Source organism: Stutzerimonas azotifigens DSM 17556 (assembly GCF_000425625.1).
GTDB classification, from domain to species: domain Bacteria; phylum Pseudomonadota; class Gammaproteobacteria; order Pseudomonadales; family Pseudomonadaceae; genus Stutzerimonas; species Stutzerimonas azotifigens.
Genome location: NZ_AUDU01000044.1, coordinates 1 through 14,779 on the forward strand (window position 1 = coordinate 1; position 14,779 = coordinate 14,779).

Sequence of the window (14,779 nt, forward strand, 5' to 3'; positions counted from 1 at the left end):
GCCGTGCGATCACCGCCTTTGCCGGATTGAACCCCAAGCTGCAGGAGTCCGGCACCTACAAGGGCCAGACGCGCATATCTCGAACGGGCTCGTCTCGCCTGAGGGCTGGGCTCTATATGCCGGCTGTTTGCTCGCTCAAGCACAACGCCGCCATCAGCGCTCTGCGGGACCGCTTGAAAGCCAGGGGCAAGACCGGCAAGCAGATCGTCTGTGCCGCCATGCGCAAGCTATTGCACATCGCCTATGGGGTACTGAAATCCGGCCAGCCTTTCGACCCTAAACTGGCCCTTGCCCACTAGGGCTCAAGACGGTATCTACCAAGCTGGCCGTGACAGCGGGCCCCTCACGCGCTGGGCAGGGCGCCGTGTAGGAGCGACCTTGGTCGCGAACGATTCGACGCCGGCGCCGCGTTCCTGTGCGAACGAGGACCTGGCATCCCCCTCGCTCCTACGGGGCGGAGAGGCCGCCCCGCTGTAGGGTGGGTTTTAGCCCATCAAGCGGGCTTCAGCCGCTGCGGCGCCTGCCGGCCCGCCGTCGCGCTCCCGCCAGGCCCGCGCCTCTTCCAGCAGCCAGTCGCGGAAGGCGTTGAGCGCCGCCGATTCGACCTTGCGTTCCGGAATCATCAGGTAGTACGCCTGCGTCTCGCTGCGGTAGGCGTGCGGGTGGGCGATTACCAGGCGGCCTTCGGCGAGCTCGCGCTGGATCAGGAAGGGCGGGATCAGCGCCATGCCCATCTGGTGCTCGGCGGCTTGGGCGAGCATGGAGAACAGCTCCAGCCGCGGGCCGGTCATGTCGCGCGGCACCTTCATTCCCAGCGAATCGAACCACTGTCGCCAGGCGTAGGGGCGGGTGGTCTGCTGCAGCAGCGGCAACTCGGCGATCGCCTCCGGCGCCAGCGGCGCGCCCTGTGGGAGCAGGGCCGGGCTGCACACCGGCACGGAGTGCTCCGGCATCAGGAAGTGCGCTTCGGTGCCCGACCAGTCGGCGTTGCCGAAATAGATGGCCGCGTCGAACTCGGTGTCGGCAAACAGGAACGGCCGGGTGCGGTTGGTCAGGTTGACGGTGATCTCCGGATGGCGGGCCTGGAAATCCCGCAGCCGCGGCAGCAACCACTGGGTGCCGAAGGTCGGCACCAACGCCAGTTCCAGGCGCCCGGCGCCGTGCCGGCCCATCACCGAGAGGGTGTCGCGCTCCACCGCGTCGAGCTGCAGGGCGACGCGCCGGCTGTAGGACAGCCCCGCCTCGGTCAGCTTCACCCCCCGTCGCGAACGGCGGAACAGCTCGATGCCGAGAAAGGCCTCCAGCCCGCCAATCTGCCGGCAGATTGCGCTCTGCGTCAGCGACAACTCCTCGGCGGCCTTGGTGAAGCTCTCGTGGCGGGCCGCGGCCTCGAAGGCGAGCAGGGCGGACGTGCTGGGGATCTTGCGGCGCATTATGCGTAGGGCTCACTCGTCAGCGGGAAATATGGGCACAAAAGCCTAATACGAAGTGCGTTTATTGCACAGGTCGTTGCGAAATCCTCGTTTGCCCCTGCGCGATGCGGCGCCTAGGATCAGTGCATCCCGCCGGTAGCGTCCGGCAGAGCGACTAAGAGGAATTTCCATGGCCGGCAAAGCAAGCTTCAACTGGATCGACCCCCTGCTGCTCGACCAGCAACTCACCGAGGAAGAGCGCATGGTGCGCGACAGCGCCGCGCAGTTCTGCGCCGACAAGCTGGCCCCGCGGGTCCTCGAAGCCTTCCGCCATGAAAAGACCGACCCGGCGATCTTCCGCGAGATGGGCGAGACCGGCCTGCTCGGCGCGACCATTCCCGCAGAGTACGGCGGCAGCGGCCTGAACTACGTGTGCTACGGCCTGATCGCCCGCGAGGTCGAGCGCATCGACTCGGGCTACCGCTCGATGATGAGCGTGCAGTCGTCGCTGGTGATGGTGCCGATCAACGAGTTCGGCACCGAGGCACAGAAGCAGAAGTACCTGCCGAAGCTGGCCAGCGGCCAGGCCATCGGCTGCTTCGGCCTGACCGAGCCGAACCACGGTTCCGACCCGGGCTCGATGGTCACCCGGGCGAAGAAGGTCGACGGCGGCTATCGTCTGTCCGGCGCCAAGATGTGGATCACCAACAGCCCGATCGCCGATGTCTTCGTGGTCTGGGCCAAGGACGACGAGGGCGCGATCCGCGGCTTCATCCTCGAGAAGGGCTGGGAAGGCCTGTCTGCTCCGGCGATCCACGGCAAGGTCGGCCTGCGCGCCTCGATCACCGGCGAGATCGTCATGGACAACGTGTTCTGCCCCGAGGAGAACGCCTTCCCCGACGTGCGCGGCCTGAAGGGTCCGTTCACCTGCCTGAATTCCGCCCGCTACGGCATCGCCTGGGGTGCGCTGGGCGCCGCCGAGTTCTGCTGGCACACCGCGCGCCAGTACGTGCTCGACCGCAACCAGTTCGGCCGTCCGTTGGCCGCCAACCAGCTGATCCAGAAGAAGCTGGCCGACATGCAGACCGAAATCACCCTCGGCCTGCAGGGTTGCCTGCGCCTGGGCCGGATGAAGGACGAAGGCACCGCGGCGGTGGAGATCACCTCGATCATGAAGCGCAACAGCTGCGGCAAGGCGCTCGACGTGGCGCGCCTGGCCCGCGACATGATGGGTGGCAACGGCATCAGCGACGAATTCGGCGTGGCCCGGCACCTGGTCAACCTGGAGGTGGTGAACACCTACGAGGGCACCCACGACGTGCACGCGCTGATCCTCGGCCGCGCGCAGACCGGCATCCAGGCGTTCTTTTAAGGACCGAGAAGAGCGCCTTGGGCTGAAGGCTGGACGAAAAAGCGGTAGGTGAATCCTCCCGTCCAGCCTCCAGCCTGTTAGACCGTAGGGTGGAAACCGCCTCGGCGTTTCCACCGCCACCAACCGGTGGAAAAGACCTGCGGTCGTTTTCCACCCTACGAAGGATTTCCGGCATGCCTGGTGCCCTTTCCCACATCCGCGTCCTCGACCTGTCCCGCGTGCTCGCCGGGCCCTGGGCGGGGCAGATCCTTGCCGACCTCGGGGCCGAGGTGATCAAGATCGAGCGCCCCGGCAGCGGTGACGACACTCGCCACTGGGGGCCGCCCTTCCTCAAGGATGCCGAGGGGCGCGACACCTCCGAGTCGGCCTATTTCCTCTCCGCCAACCGCAACAAGCAGTCGGTGACGGTGGACTTCACCCGGCCCGAGGGCCAGCGCCTGGTCCTCGAACTGGCCGCGCAGTGCGACGTGGTGCTGGAGAACTTCAAGGTCGGCGGCCTGGCCGCCTACGGCCTCGACTACGCCGCGCTGAAGGCGGTCAACCCGAAGCTGGTGTATTGCTCGATCACCGGTTTCGGCCAGGAAGGCCCTTACGCCCAGCGCGCCGGCTACGATTTCATGATCCAGGCGCTCGGCGGGCTGATGAGCCTGACCGGGCGCGGCGAGGGCGAGGAGGGCGCCGGGCCGGTGAAGGTCGGCGTGGCCCTGACCGATATCCTCACCGGCCTGTACGCCACCGTCGCGGTGCTGGCGGCGCTCAACCACCGCCAGCAGAGCGGCATCGGCCAGCACATCGACATGGCCCTGCTCGACGTGCAGGTCGCCTGCCTGGCCAACCAGGCGATGAACTACCTGACCACCGGGGTGGCGCCGAGGCGGCTGGGCAACGCCCACCCGAACATCGTGCCCTACCAGGATTTCCCCACCGCCGACGGCGACCTGATCATCACGGTCGGCAACGACGGCCAGTTCCGCAAGTTCTGCGAGGTGGCCGGCAAGCCCGAGTGGGCCGAGGATCCGCGCTTCGCCACCAACAAGGCGCGGGTGGCGCATCGCTCCGAGCTGGTGCCGATGATCCGCCAGGTCACGGTGTTCCGCAGCACCGCCGAGTGGGTGAGCGCGCTGGAGCAGGCCGGCGTGCCCTGCGGCCCGATCAACGACCTGGCGCAGGTGTTCGCCGACCCGCAGGTGCGGGCGCGCGGCCTGCGCGTCGAAGTCGAGCATCCGCTGGCCGGCACGCTGCCGCAGGTGGCCAGCCCGATCCGCCTCTCGGAAACCCCGGTGAGCTACCGTCAGGCGCCGCCGCTGCTGGGCGAGCATACCGAGGCGGTGCTGGGGCGCCTGCTCGGCCTGGGTCCGGCCGATATCGAGCGCTTGCAGCAGGATGGCGTGGTGTAGGGCTGGCGATCGCAGTCGAGAACTCCCACAAGAGCATCGCCCCGAGGGCGGGCCTCCCACAAAAACAAAGGGGTTCCACCGAATCCTGTGGAAGACCGCGCCCGTTCCCGACGGGCTTGCGGCATTCACCACATCCTGTGGATTGTGCGCCCTCGCGGCGATTACGGGCCGAGCGACCTTGGCCGCGGGCGTCGTTGCGGTCAAGGCAGTTGCTCCCACGAAAGCCGGCAGGCGCATGGAACGCGAGGTGCGTGGGAGCGATCCCTGACCGCGAACGAACCCATTTCCCTGTGAAGCCTGTCATGCCGCGCCTGCGTCTGGGATATCGCCCGCCTGTGCCAGGTGCCCGCTCGCCAATACGAGGTTGGGTTGAGTCGTCTGGCGACGAAGCCCAACGACGGGCTGAACTCTGCGCCCTTCGTCGTGCCTATTGATCGACGAACTGGGACACGAGCGACCATGGACCTTTCACATCAGCGAACGATCTGGCGCGCAGCCGCCATGCTCTGCATGACCTGGCTGCTGGCCGGCTGCGGCATCAACAACATCCCCCAATACGACGAGCAGGTGAAATCGGCCTGGGCGCAGGTGGAGAACCAGTACCAGCGCCGAGCCGACCTGGTGCCCAACCTGGTCGAGACGGTGCGCGGCTACGCCGCCCAGGAGCGCGAGACGCTCACCGCGGTGATCGAGGCGCGGGCCAAGGCCACCTCCATCCAGGTCGACGCCAGCACCCTCGACGATCCCGAGCGCATCCAGCAGTTCCAGGCCGTGCAGGCCCAGCTGACCGGCGCGCTGAGCCGGCTGATGGCGGTCGCCGAGCGCTATCCGGACCTGAAGTCGAACCAGAACTTCCTCGCCCTGCAGTCGCAGCTCGAAGGCACCGAGAACCGCATCGCCGTGGCGCGGCGCGATTTCATCCAGGCAGTGGAGCGCTACAACACCGAGATCCGCACCTTCCCGGGGCGCATCTGGCACAGCGTGCTGTATCGTGACATGCCGCTGCGCGAGAACTTCGAGGCCACCACCGAGAACGCCGAACGCGCCCCCGAAGTGAAGTTCTGATGAAGCGCCTGCCGTTCCTCGCGCTCGGCCTGCTGCTCTGGGCCGCCGGTCTGGCGGCCCAGGAGTTCCAGGCGCCGCCGCTGACCGGGCGGGTGGTCGACCAGGCCGGGATGCTCGACGCGGCGGCCGAGGTGCGGCTGACGCAGATGCTCGCCGCCCACGAGCAGGCCAGCGGCGAACAGGTGGTGGTGGTGACCCTGCCCGACCTGCAGGGGCGCACCATCGAGGAGGTCGGCCTGCAGCTCGGCCGCCAGTGGGGCATCGGCCAGCGTGGCGAGGACAGCGGCGCGCTGCTGATCGTGGCACGCGACGAGCGACGCATCCGCATCGAGGTCGGCTACGGCCTCGAGGGCCGGCTGACCGACGCCCAGGCCTCGCTGATCATCAACCGCATCATCACCCCGGCGTTCCAGCAGGGCGACTTCGCGCGCGGCATCACCGAGGGCGCCGCGGCCATGGTCCAGGTGCTTGGCGGCGACCCGCTGCGCCAGGCCAGCTACACGCCGGCCGGGCCGCAGGCGCCGGAGGGCGCTCTGCCGGTGCTGCTGTTCTTCGTGCTGCTGGTGGTGATGATGATGCTCGGCGGCGGCGGTGGGGGCGGCCGCCGTGGCGGCATGCGCCGGGGCGTGCTGCTCGGGGCGCTGCTCGGCGGCATGAGCCGTGGCTCCGGCATGGGCGGAGGCGGCGGCTTCGGCGGAGGAGGCTTCGGCGGGGGCGGCGGCGGCTTCGGCGGCGGCGGGGCTTCCGGCGGCTGGTAAGGCCCGATCAAGCCCAGTTGAGGAGAGAAAGGACGTGAGGTTACTGACGCAGGCCGAATGCCAGCTGGTCGCCGAGGCGATCGAGCGGATCGAGCGCGACACCGACGCCGAGCTGGTCACCGTGCTCGCCGCGCAGGCCGACGACTACCGCTACATCCCGCTGCTCTGGGCCAGCCTGGTGGCGCTGGTGCTGCCCGCGGCGCTGCTCCTGTTCACCGACTGGCTGGGCGCCGTCGAGCTGCTGCTGGTGCAGTGGGCGCTGTTCGTGGTGCTGGCGATGGTGTTCCGCATGCCCTCGGTGACCACCCGGCTGATTCCCCGCTCGGTACGCCACTGGCGCGCCTGCAACCTGGCGCGGCGGCAGTTCATCGAGCAGAACCTGCACCACACCGAGGGCGATACCGGCATCCTGATCTTCGTTTCCGAGGCCGAACGTTACGTCGAGATCATTGCCGACCGCGGCATCTCCAGCCGCATCGACGACCGGGCCTGGGAATCCATCGTCGCCGCCTTCACCGAGCAGGTGCGCGCCGGCCAGGTGCTGGAAGGCTTCATCATCTGCATCGAGGCCTGCGGCGCGCTGCTCAGGCAGCACGTGCCCAAGACCCACCCGCGCAACGAGTTGCCGAACCGGCTGGTGGTGCTCGAATAAAAGCGGTTCGCGGTCAAGACGCTCCCACAAGAGCATCGCCCCGAGGGCGGGCCTCCCACGAAAGCGAACGGTGCCCACCGAATCCTGTGGGAGGCGCGCCCTCGCGGCGACAGCGGGGCCGAGCGGCGATCGGGACTCGTTCTGCGCGTTCCGCGTCAAGACAGGCGCTCCCACGGGCCGGTGCGTGTCGTGGGAGCGGTCTCGACCACGAGCCTTCTGGTATCGCCAGGCCGTCAGACCATCCCGGGCCCTTCGTCGTCGCCGTCCTTGCCCAGCGGGGTGAGTTGCAGCCCCTCGCCGTTCATGGCGCTGGCGGCGACCCGGTCGATGGCTTCCAGCGCCGGGCCGATGAGCACGCTGATCTGCGCGTCCTGGCTGGGCTGGGGCAGGCGGGCGATGGCGGCGAGCACGTCTTCGCCGGGCACGGTTTCCTCGTCCAGCAGGCGCTGGGTGATCTCGTCCAGCGCCGGCTTCATCAGCCGCAGGCGCGCCAGGCACTCGCGTTCCAGGCTGCGCAGCAGGTGGTCGGCGGCCTCGATGGAGGCGCGCGAATCGAAGTCGATGTTCGCCTCGCGCACCGCCTGCAGGCTGAGCAGCGTGCCGCTCGGGCTCATGCCCAGCGCGCCGACCATCGACAGGGCGATCTTCGAGGCTTCCTGCAGGTCCTGGCCGGCGCCGGAGGACACCTCGTTGAAGTACAGCTGCTCGGCGCCGCGGCCGGCCAGCAACATCATGATGCGCGCGCGCAGCTCGGATTCCAGGTGCAGGCGCTTGTCCTCCACCGGGGTGACCAGGGTCACGCCCAGCGCCTGGCCGCGCGGCAGGATGGTGACCTTCTCCACCCGGCCGACGCGCAGGTCGGCGGCGATCAGCGCGTGGCCGGCCTCGTGCACGGCGATGCGCTTGCGGTCGGTGGCCGACAGCGGGGTGACGCCCGAGGGCTGCTCGCCGATGCGGCAGGTCTCGATGGCGTCGACGAAGTGGCTCATCTCCACCTGCAGCGCCTCGCCGCGCGCCGCCAGCAGGGCCGCGTGGTTGACGATGTAGGCGATCGACGCCGGGGTCAGGCCGACGGTGTTGCGCGCCAGCTGGGCGTAGTCGAGGCCCTCGGCCGCGCGGATCTTGCCGGCGTAGAGGCGGAACAGCTTCTCGCGGTCGTCCAGCCCCGGCAGGCCGACGGCGATCGAGCGGTCGAAGCGGCCTTCGCGCAGCAGCGCCGGGTCGAGCGAGTTGGGGAAGTTGGTGGCACCGAGCACCAGCACGCCGCTGGCCGGCTCGAAGCCGTCCATCTCGGCGAGGAACTGGTTGATGATGCGGTTGCTCTCGGCGTCGCTGGAGCGCTGCTGCTCGGCGCGCTTGCCGATGCCGTCGATCTCGTCGATGAAGATGATGCAGGGCGCCTGCTTGCGCGCCGCGCGGAACAGCGCCTTGACCTTCTGGATGCCGACGCCGAAGTACATCGAGGAGAACTCGCTGCCGGTCACCTGGATGAAGGCGGCGTTGGACTCGGTGGCCAGCGCCTTGGCCAGCTGGGTCTTGCCGGTGCCCGGCTCGCCGGTCAGCAGCACGCCTTTCGGCGGTCGCGCGCCGAGGGCAGCGTAGGCCGCCGGGTCGCGCAGGTAGGCGGTGACGTCGCGCAGCGCGAGCTTGGCCTCGCCGGCGCCGATCACCTGGTCGAAGCCGATGCCGGTGCCTTCGCGGCGGGCACGGTAGGGCTGCATCCGGTAGATGGCCACACCGGCCGCCAGCAGGATCAGCAGGCCGATCGGCGAATAGGGCAGCACGCGCTTGTACCAGGGCGTCTCGCCGTCGGTGTCGAACAGGGTGACCGGGAAGCGCTCGCCGGAGAGGCCGGCATAGCGCTCGAGCAGCAGGTCGGCGATGCGCCCGGACTGGTCCGGCACCCAGTACTGCAGGCCGTCGGCGGTGGTGACGTAGACCGCCTCGTCGCTGATCGCGGCGGTGCCGATGCGGCTCTCGGTGAGGTCGGCCATCAGTGTGGAGATGTCGCGCCGGTTGCTGCGCCAGGGCTCGGTCGAGTCCTTCAGCTCGGCGAGCATGGCGGCGACGCTACCGGCGGCGGGCGGGTTGGCCGGCGAGGCGGGCATGAACTGCCAGGCGGCCAGCACGGCGCTCACCAGCAGGACGAAAAGGCAGAGCGCAAGGCCGCGACGGCCTTGAAGCAGCGGTGCTTTCTTCATTTCACTTCCAGGCGGGGCGCTGGGCCCGCGCATCATCATACAACCGCCCGCGGGCGGACCACCGTAGCGCGGGAAATCCCGCTGGCGCCAAGATCGGCGCGAAGTCGGCCAGACGCTGACAGGCTTATCGGCAGGCTTTTCGGGGTCAGACAGGCCGTTGATCGGGTGGGGAACCCGTTGGCCGCGAGAATACGGCAACCGCCCGGTGCGTTGGGTGGATGCGACGAACGGCAGGGTACTAATCGACGAATGACCGGTCGTCGGGCAGGCCGGCGACCGGTTCGCTGACGCGCTAGCTGCCTGGCTTGCGCCGTTCGGCCACGCCCTCCGGCGTCAGCCTGCCCTCGGTGGCGCCGAAGTGCGAGAGCACGAAGTTGCCCAGGTCGCTGAGCTCGCGGTCGTCGAAGTGGCGGTTGAACGCCGGCATCAGATGATGACCGTCGGGGCCTTCCAGATGGCCGCCGTCGAGCAGGATGCGCAGCAGGTTGCGCCCGTCCGCATCGTGCACCGTGCGTAGGCCGCGCAGCGCGGCGTAGGGCGTCTGCCGGCCGCTGCCGTCCCACTGGTGGCAGCTGGCGCAGGCGTCGGCGAACAGCTTGCGGCCGAGCGGGTGCGCGGTCTCGGCCGGCACCTCGGCGGCCAGTTCGCGCGGAGCCGGCCGGCCGATATCCGCCGGTTGCGGCTCCACCGTCTTGAGGTAGACGACCATGGCGTCGATGTCCGCTTCGGTCAGGTGACGCAGGCTGTGGTTGACCACCTCGGCCATCGGCCCGCCGGCCACGCCGTAGCCTTCGGCGACGCCGGTCCTGAGGTAGCGGGCCAGCGCCTCATCGGGCCAGGCGCCGATGCCGGCCTCCTCGTCGGCGGTGATGTTCCAGGCGTTCCAGCCCTGGATCTCGGCGCCGGCCAGGTGCTTGGAGCCGCTGCGGGCCTGGAACAGGTTGCGCGGCGAATGGCACTCGGCGCAGTGGCCCGGCCCCTCGACCAGATAGCGCCCGCGGTTCCATTGCTCCGACTGCGCAGGGTCCGGCTCGAAGCGTTCGTCGTCGAGGAACAGCAGGTTCCACAGCGCCATGCCCCAGCGCTGGTCGAAGGGGAAGCGCAGGTCGTTCTCCGGGTTCTGCTGGCGCACCGGCTCGAGGCTGAACAGGTAGGCCTTGATCGCCAGGATGTCCTCGCGCGGCATCAGGGTGAAGGAGGTGTAGGGGAAGGCCGGGTAGTAGTGCTGGCCGTCCGGGCCGACGCCTTGCTGCATCGCCTTGACGAAGTCGTCGTCGCTCCAGTTGCCGATGCCGGTTTCCTTGTCCGGCGTGATGTTGGTCGAATACAGGGTGCCGAACGGCATCTCGATCGGCAGGCCGCCGGCGTAGGGACGGCCGCCCTCGACGACGTGGCAGGCCAGGCAGTCGCCGGCGCGCGCCAGGTATTCGCCGCGCTCGATCAGCGTTTGGTCGGCCGGCGCGGTCTGGGCGACGGCGGCCAGCGGGAGCAGGCTCAGGCCGAACACCCCGCGCAGACAGGTACGTAGGTTCATGCGAGCTCCTCAGACGACGTGATAACCGGCGCGCACCAGCGGCAGGCGGCGCACCCGCGTGCCGCTGGCGGCGGCCACGGCATTGACCAGCGCCGGGGCGATCAGCGCGGTGCCGGCCTCGCCGACGCCGCCCGGCTCCTCGCTGCTGTCGATCAGCTGCACCTCCACCGGCGGCGCATCGCTGATGCGCAGCTGGCGGTAGTCGTGGAAGTTGGTCTGCTGCACGCGCCCCTCGGCCAGGGTGATCTCGTTGAACAGCGCCGCGGAGAGGCCGAACAGGGTGCCGCCCTCGATCTGCGCGCGCACCGAGACCGGGTTGATCACCCGGCCGCAATCGATCGCGCTGACGATGCGCCGCACGCGCAGCGCCTTGTCCTCGCCGACCTCCACCTCGACGACCGTCGCCAGGTAGCTGCCGAACACGAACTGCACGGCCACGCCGCGCCCGCGCCCGGCGGGCAGCGCCTCGCCCCAGCCGGCCTGCTCGGCGGCGCGGCGCAGCACCCTCTGCGCCCGCGGATGCAGCGCCAGGCGCTCGAGGCGGTAGTCCACCGGGTCGCGCTCGGCCTTGAGCGCCAGCTCGTCGATGAAGCTCTCCAGCATGAAGCTGCTGCGCAGCGGCCCGACGCCGCGCCACCAGCTCTGCAGCAGCGCCTTCGGGGGTACCGGCGTGTAGCTCACGCGCAGGTGCTCCATGGCGTAGATCGGGTGCATGGCGACCTCCACCGCGTCGCCGTCGAGCCCGTTCGGCGGCACCGCCGCCGGGGCGAAGCGGGCCAGCACCGAGGCGCCGGCGATGTGGTGCCGCCAGCCGAGCAGGCGGCCCTCGCCGTCGAGGGCGGCGGCGAAGCGGTCGACGTAGTGCGGGCGGTAGAGGTCGTGGGTGGTGTCTTCCTCACGCGTCCAGGTCAGCTTGACCGGGTAGTCGACCTTGGCCGCAATGGCCACCGCCTGGGTGATGAAATCGGTTTCCAGACGGCGGCCGAAGGCGCCGCCGATCAGCTGGTTGTTGACGATCACCTGCTCGGGCGGGCGTCCGGCGGCCTCGGCGGCGGCGGTCTGGGCGCGCACCGGGACCTGGGTGCCGACCCACAGCTCCACCGCATCGGGCCGCACCTGCGCCACGCAGGTCATCGGCTCCAGCGCGGCGTGGGCGAGGAAGGGCATCTCGTATTCGGCCTCGAAGGTGCTGGCGGCCTCCTTGAGCGCCTGCTCGATGTCGCCGGCCTCGTTGGCCACCGCGCCGTCGTCGCCGTCCAGCGCCCGGTGCAGGTCGCGCTCCATGGCGTCGGAGCCGATGTCGGCGTTTTCGCCCAGGTCCCAGCGCACCTCGAGCGCGCGCAGGCCGGCGAAGGCCGCCCAGGTGTGGTCGCCGATCACCGCCACGGCGTTGTCCAGGCGGATGACCTCGCGCACGCCGGGGACCTGCCGCGCGGCGCGCTCGTCGACCTCGGCCAGGCGGCCGCCGAGCACCGGACAGGTCAGGGTCGAGGCGTGCTTCATGCCGGGCAGCGTCAGGTCGATGGTGAAGCGGGCGGTGCCGTCGACCTTGTCCGGGGTGTCCAGGCGCCGGCTCGGCTGGCCGATCAGGCGGAACTGTTCGGGCGTCTTCAGCGGCACGTTCTCCGGCACCGGCAGCTGCGCGGCGGCGTCGACCAGCTCGCCGTAGCCGAGCGAGCGGCCATCCGGGCCGAGCACCCGGCCGTTCTCGGCGCGCAGCTGGTCGGCCGGCAGCTGCCATTGCCCGGCGGCGGCCTGGATCAGCAGCAGGCGCGCGGCGGCGCCGGCGCGGCGCAGCGGCTCCCAGTTGCTGCGAATCGAGGTGGAGCCGCCGGTGGCCTGGAAGTTGAGCAGCTTGTCGTTGTACAGCTGCTCGTTCGGCGGCGCCTCCTTCAGGGTGATCTGCTCGAGGCCCACCTCCAGCTCCTCGGCGAGGATCGTCGCCAGGCCGCTCTGCGCGCCCTGGCCCATCTCGATCTTCGGCACGGTGAAGAACACCCGGCCCTGGCGGTCGATGCCGATGAAGGCATCCAGCGCGGTGGCGGTGGGGGTGCGCCCGTCCTCCGGGCCCTCGTTGATCACCTGTTCGGCGAAGCTGCGCCCGCTGAAGGGCAGGGCGAAGCCGATCATCAGCCCGCCGGCGGCCAGCGCGCCGACCTTCAGCAACTGGCGCCGGCTGGGCGACAGCGGTGCGTTGGAATCCACGCTCACGTCCGGCCTCCTCACGCCTGGGCCACGCGCTTGATGGCGCTGCGGATGCGGGTGTAGGTGCAGCAGCGGCACAGGTTGCCGGCCATGCCGAGGTCGATCGCCTGGTCGTCCGGCGCCGGGTTCTGCGCCAGCAGCGCCACCGCCGACATGATCTGTCCGGGCTGGCAGTAGCCGCACTGCACCACCTCGTCCTCCAGCCAGGCCTGTTGCAGGCGCTGGCCCAGCGGGTGCTCCTTCATCGCCTCGATGGTGACGACCTTGCGCTGGCCGACGCTGCCGACCGGCAGCACGCAGGCGCGCGCGGCGACGCCGTCCAGGTGCACGGTGCAGGCGCCGCACTGGGCGATGCCGCAGCCGTACTTGGTGCCGGTCAGCCCCAGCACATCGCGCAGGACCCAGAGCAGGGGCATGTCTTCGGGCACGTCGACCTGCAGGTCGGCGCCGTTGATGGAAAGCGTCAGCATGGAAGGAACCTCATCGTCTGGCCGGTGCATTCGCGCCTGCTTGCGGGCGCGTTCTGTTCGAGACAACGGCAAAGCGCAAATGTGACCGCTGGCGAGCGTCAGGAGGCGAGATAGAGGGGGGCGGTGCGTGGGCAGGGTCGCAGGCAGAGCCTGCTTCCACAGGGGCTCGTCCGGGGCGTAGGGTGGGCTTCAGCCCACCAATGATGGCCGGTCCTCTCCCCGCAGGGAGAGGACTTGGTGCGGTGAGGGCCTCGACGTTCGCGAAGCTACCGCTGGCTCAGCCCACCGCCTTCACGGCGTCGGCCAGGCGCTCGACCAGGGCATCGATCTGCGGCTTCTCGACGATCAGCGCCGGCGACAGGGCGACGATGTCGCCGCTGGCGCGCACCAGCGCACCGTTCTCGAAGCAGTGGCGGAACACCTCGTAGCCGCGCTTGCCGATGCCGTCGGCGTGAGCGGCGAACTGGATGCCGGCGACCAGCCCGGTGGTGCGGATGTCGATCACGTTCGGCAGGTCCTTCAGGCTCCAGAGCGCATCCTGCCAGTAGCCTTCCAGCTCGATGGCCTTCTGGAACAGGTTCTCCCGCGCGTAGATTTCCTGGGCGGCGAGCGCGGCGGCGCAGGCCACCGGGTGGCCGGAATAGGTGTAGCCGTGGAAGAACTCGATGGCGCTCTCCGGCCCGGTCATGAAGGACTGGTAGAGCTTTTCGTCGACGAACACCGCGCCCATGGGAATGGAGCCGTTGGTCAGGCCCTTGGCGCAGGTGATGATGTCCGGCGTCACGCCCCAGCGCTGCGCGGCGAAGGGCTCGCCGACGCGGCCGAAGCCGGTGATCACCTCGTCGAAGATCAGCAGGATGCCGTGCTTGCGGGTGATCTCGCGCAGCCGCTGCAGGTAGCCCTTGGGCGGCAGCACCACGCCGGCCGAACCGGACATCGGCTCGACGATCACCGCGGCGATGTTCTCGGCGCCGTGCAGGGCGACCAGCCGCTCCAGTTCTTCGGCCTTCTCCACGCCGTGCTCCGGCAGCCCGCGGGTAAAGGCGTTGCGCGCCATGTCGAGGGTGTGTGGCAGGTGGTCGACGCCGGGCAGCAGGTTGGCGCTGAAGGCCTTGCGGTTGTTCACCATACCGCCGACCGAGATGCCGCCGAAGCCGACCCCGTGGTAGCCCAGCTCACGGCCGATCAGCCGGGTGCGGGTGCCCTGGCCGATCGCGCGCTGGTAGGCCAGGGCGATCTTCAGCGCGGTGTCCACCGATTCCGAGCCGGAGTTGGTGAAGAACACCCGGTTCAGGCCGTTCGGGGTGATGGTGGACAGGCGCTCGGCCAGCTCGAAGGGCAGCGGATGGCCCATCTGAAAGGTCGGCGCGAAGTCCATGGTCGCGATCTGCCGGCTCACCGCCTCGGTGATCTCGCGACGACCGTGCCCGGCGTTGCAGCACCACAGGCCCGCGGTGCCGTCGAGCACCTGGCGCCCGTCGGTGGTCGTGTAGTACATGCCTTCGGCGCGTTCGAGCAGGCGCGGGCCCGCCTTGAACTGCCGGTTGGCGGTGAAGGGCATCCAGAAGTGGTCGGAAGACGCGGTGTGTGGCATGGCGGGCTCCAGGGGGCGGGAGGAGAGGTGGTCCTGAGTCTATGTTTAATAAAACGAACGCTACAAGGCCGTTTTGCCCTGTTTCGTAAAAAATATTGATAGGCCCTGTGCGCGAGTTG

Annotated in this window: 12 protein-coding genes; 6 read left to right on the forward strand and 6 right to left on the reverse strand. The window is 69.5% G+C overall.

The window, feature by feature from the left end; all coding sequences use genetic code 11:
- Positions 1-299, forward strand: a 299-nt coding sequence (locus H610_RS0104360; protein ID WP_028238549.1) for a transposase, incomplete at its 5' end; no start/stop codon positions are given.
- 186 nt (positions 300-485) lie between these two features.
- On the opposite strand, the gene H610_RS23220 is transcribed toward H610_RS0104360, so the two are convergent.
- Positions 486-1,433: a LysR family transcriptional regulator gene (locus tag H610_RS23220; RefSeq protein ID WP_051231492.1), complete on the reverse strand. Its 948-nt coding sequence runs from the start codon at positions 1,431-1,433 to the stop codon at positions 486-488.
- Between the two features lie 169 nt (positions 1,434-1,602).
- On the opposite strand from H610_RS23220, the gene H610_RS0104370 reads away from it, so the two are divergent.
- The 5 genes from H610_RS0104370 (at position 1,603) to H610_RS0104390 (ending at position 6,656) form a co-directional block, all read left to right on the forward strand.
- Complete coding sequence (locus tag H610_RS0104370) at positions 1,603-2,784, forward strand: acyl-CoA dehydrogenase (RefSeq protein ID WP_028238550.1); 1,182 nt, start codon at positions 1,603-1,605, stop codon at positions 2,782-2,784.
- 173 nt (positions 2,785-2,957) lie between these two features.
- A complete protein-coding gene (locus tag H610_RS0104375) occupies positions 2,958-4,181 on the forward strand; it encodes a CaiB/BaiF CoA transferase family protein (protein WP_028238551.1) in 1,224 nt (407 codons plus the stop codon).
- A 459-nt stretch (positions 4,182-4,640) separates the two neighbouring features.
- Positions 4,641-5,246 (forward strand): LemA family protein, encoded by a 606-nt coding sequence (locus tag H610_RS0104380; protein WP_028238552.1) that lies wholly within the window; start codon positions 4,641-4,643, stop codon positions 5,244-5,246.
- Positions 5,246-6,004, forward strand: a complete 759-nt coding sequence (locus H610_RS0104385; protein WP_043237602.1) for a TPM domain-containing protein — start codon at positions 5,246-5,248, stop codon at positions 6,002-6,004. The genes H610_RS0104380 and H610_RS0104385 overlap by 1 nt, the downstream gene beginning before the upstream one ends.
- Positions 6,005-6,038: 34 nt before the next feature.
- Entirely contained in the window at positions 6,039-6,656 is a 618-nt protein-coding gene (locus H610_RS0104390) for a TPM domain-containing protein (protein WP_028238554.1), read from the forward strand.
- A gap of 233 nt (positions 6,657-6,889) precedes the next feature.
- On the opposite strand, the gene H610_RS0104395 is transcribed toward H610_RS0104390, so the two are convergent.
- The 5 genes from H610_RS0104395 to H610_RS0104415 all read right to left on the reverse strand — a co-directional run bounded on the left by H610_RS0104395 (position 6,890) and on the right by H610_RS0104415 (position 14,660).
- A complete protein-coding gene (locus H610_RS0104395; protein ID WP_028238555.1) occupies positions 6,890-8,857 on the reverse strand; it encodes an AAA family ATPase in 1,968 nt (655 codons plus the stop codon).
- 292 nt (positions 8,858-9,149) lie between these two features.
- Positions 9,150-10,391: a c-type cytochrome gene (locus tag H610_RS0104400; RefSeq protein WP_028238556.1), complete on the reverse strand. Its 1,242-nt coding sequence runs from the start codon at positions 10,389-10,391 to the stop codon at positions 9,150-9,152.
- 9 nt (positions 10,392-10,400) lie between these two features.
- Complete coding sequence (locus tag H610_RS0104405; RefSeq protein ID WP_152529045.1) at positions 10,401-12,521, reverse strand: xanthine dehydrogenase family protein molybdopterin-binding subunit; 2,121 nt, start codon at positions 12,519-12,521, stop codon at positions 10,401-10,403.
- 92 nt (positions 12,522-12,613) lie between these two features.
- Positions 12,614-13,066 (reverse strand): (2Fe-2S)-binding protein, encoded by a 453-nt coding sequence (locus H610_RS0104410; RefSeq protein ID WP_028238558.1) that lies wholly within the window; start codon positions 13,064-13,066, stop codon positions 12,614-12,616.
- 277 nt (positions 13,067-13,343) lie between these two features.
- Positions 13,344-14,660, reverse strand: coding sequence for an aspartate aminotransferase family protein (locus tag H610_RS0104415; RefSeq protein WP_028238559.1), 1,317 nt, complete (start codon positions 14,658-14,660; stop codon positions 13,344-13,346).
- Between the last annotated feature and the right edge of the window lie 119 nt (positions 14,661-14,779).

Coding starts and splice junctions, on each gene's coding strand:
- H610_RS23220 (WP_051231492.1), bottom strand. CDS start 1,433: ATGCGCCGCAAGATCCCCAGCACGTCCGCCCTGCTCGCCTTCGAGGCC.
- H610_RS0104370 (WP_028238550.1), top strand. CDS start 1,603: ATGGCCGGCAAAGCAAGCTTCAACTGGATCGACCCCCTGCTGCTCGAC.
- H610_RS0104375 (WP_028238551.1), top strand. CDS start 2,958: ATGCCTGGTGCCCTTTCCCACATCCGCGTCCTCGACCTGTCCCGCGTG.
- H610_RS0104380 (WP_028238552.1), top strand. CDS start 4,641: ATGGACCTTTCACATCAGCGAACGATCTGGCGCGCAGCCGCCATGCTC.
- H610_RS0104385 (WP_043237602.1), top strand. CDS start 5,246: ATGAAGCGCCTGCCGTTCCTCGCGCTCGGCCTGCTGCTCTGGGCCGCC.
- H610_RS0104395 (WP_028238555.1), bottom strand. CDS start 8,857: ATGAAGAAAGCACCGCTGCTTCAAGGCCGTCGCGGCCTTGCGCTCTGC.
- H610_RS0104400 (WP_028238556.1), bottom strand. CDS start 10,391: ATGAACCTACGTACCTGTCTGCGCGGGGTGTTCGGCCTGAGCCTGCTC.
- H610_RS0104405 (WP_152529045.1), bottom strand. CDS start 12,521: ATGATCGGCTTCGCCCTGCCCTTCAGCGGGCGCAGCTTCGCCGAACAG.
- H610_RS0104410 (WP_028238558.1), bottom strand. CDS start 13,066: ATGCTGACGCTTTCCATCAACGGCGCCGACCTGCAGGTCGACGTGCCC.
- H610_RS0104415 (WP_028238559.1), bottom strand. CDS start 14,660: ATGCCACACACCGCGTCTTCCGACCACTTCTGGATGCCCTTCACCGCC.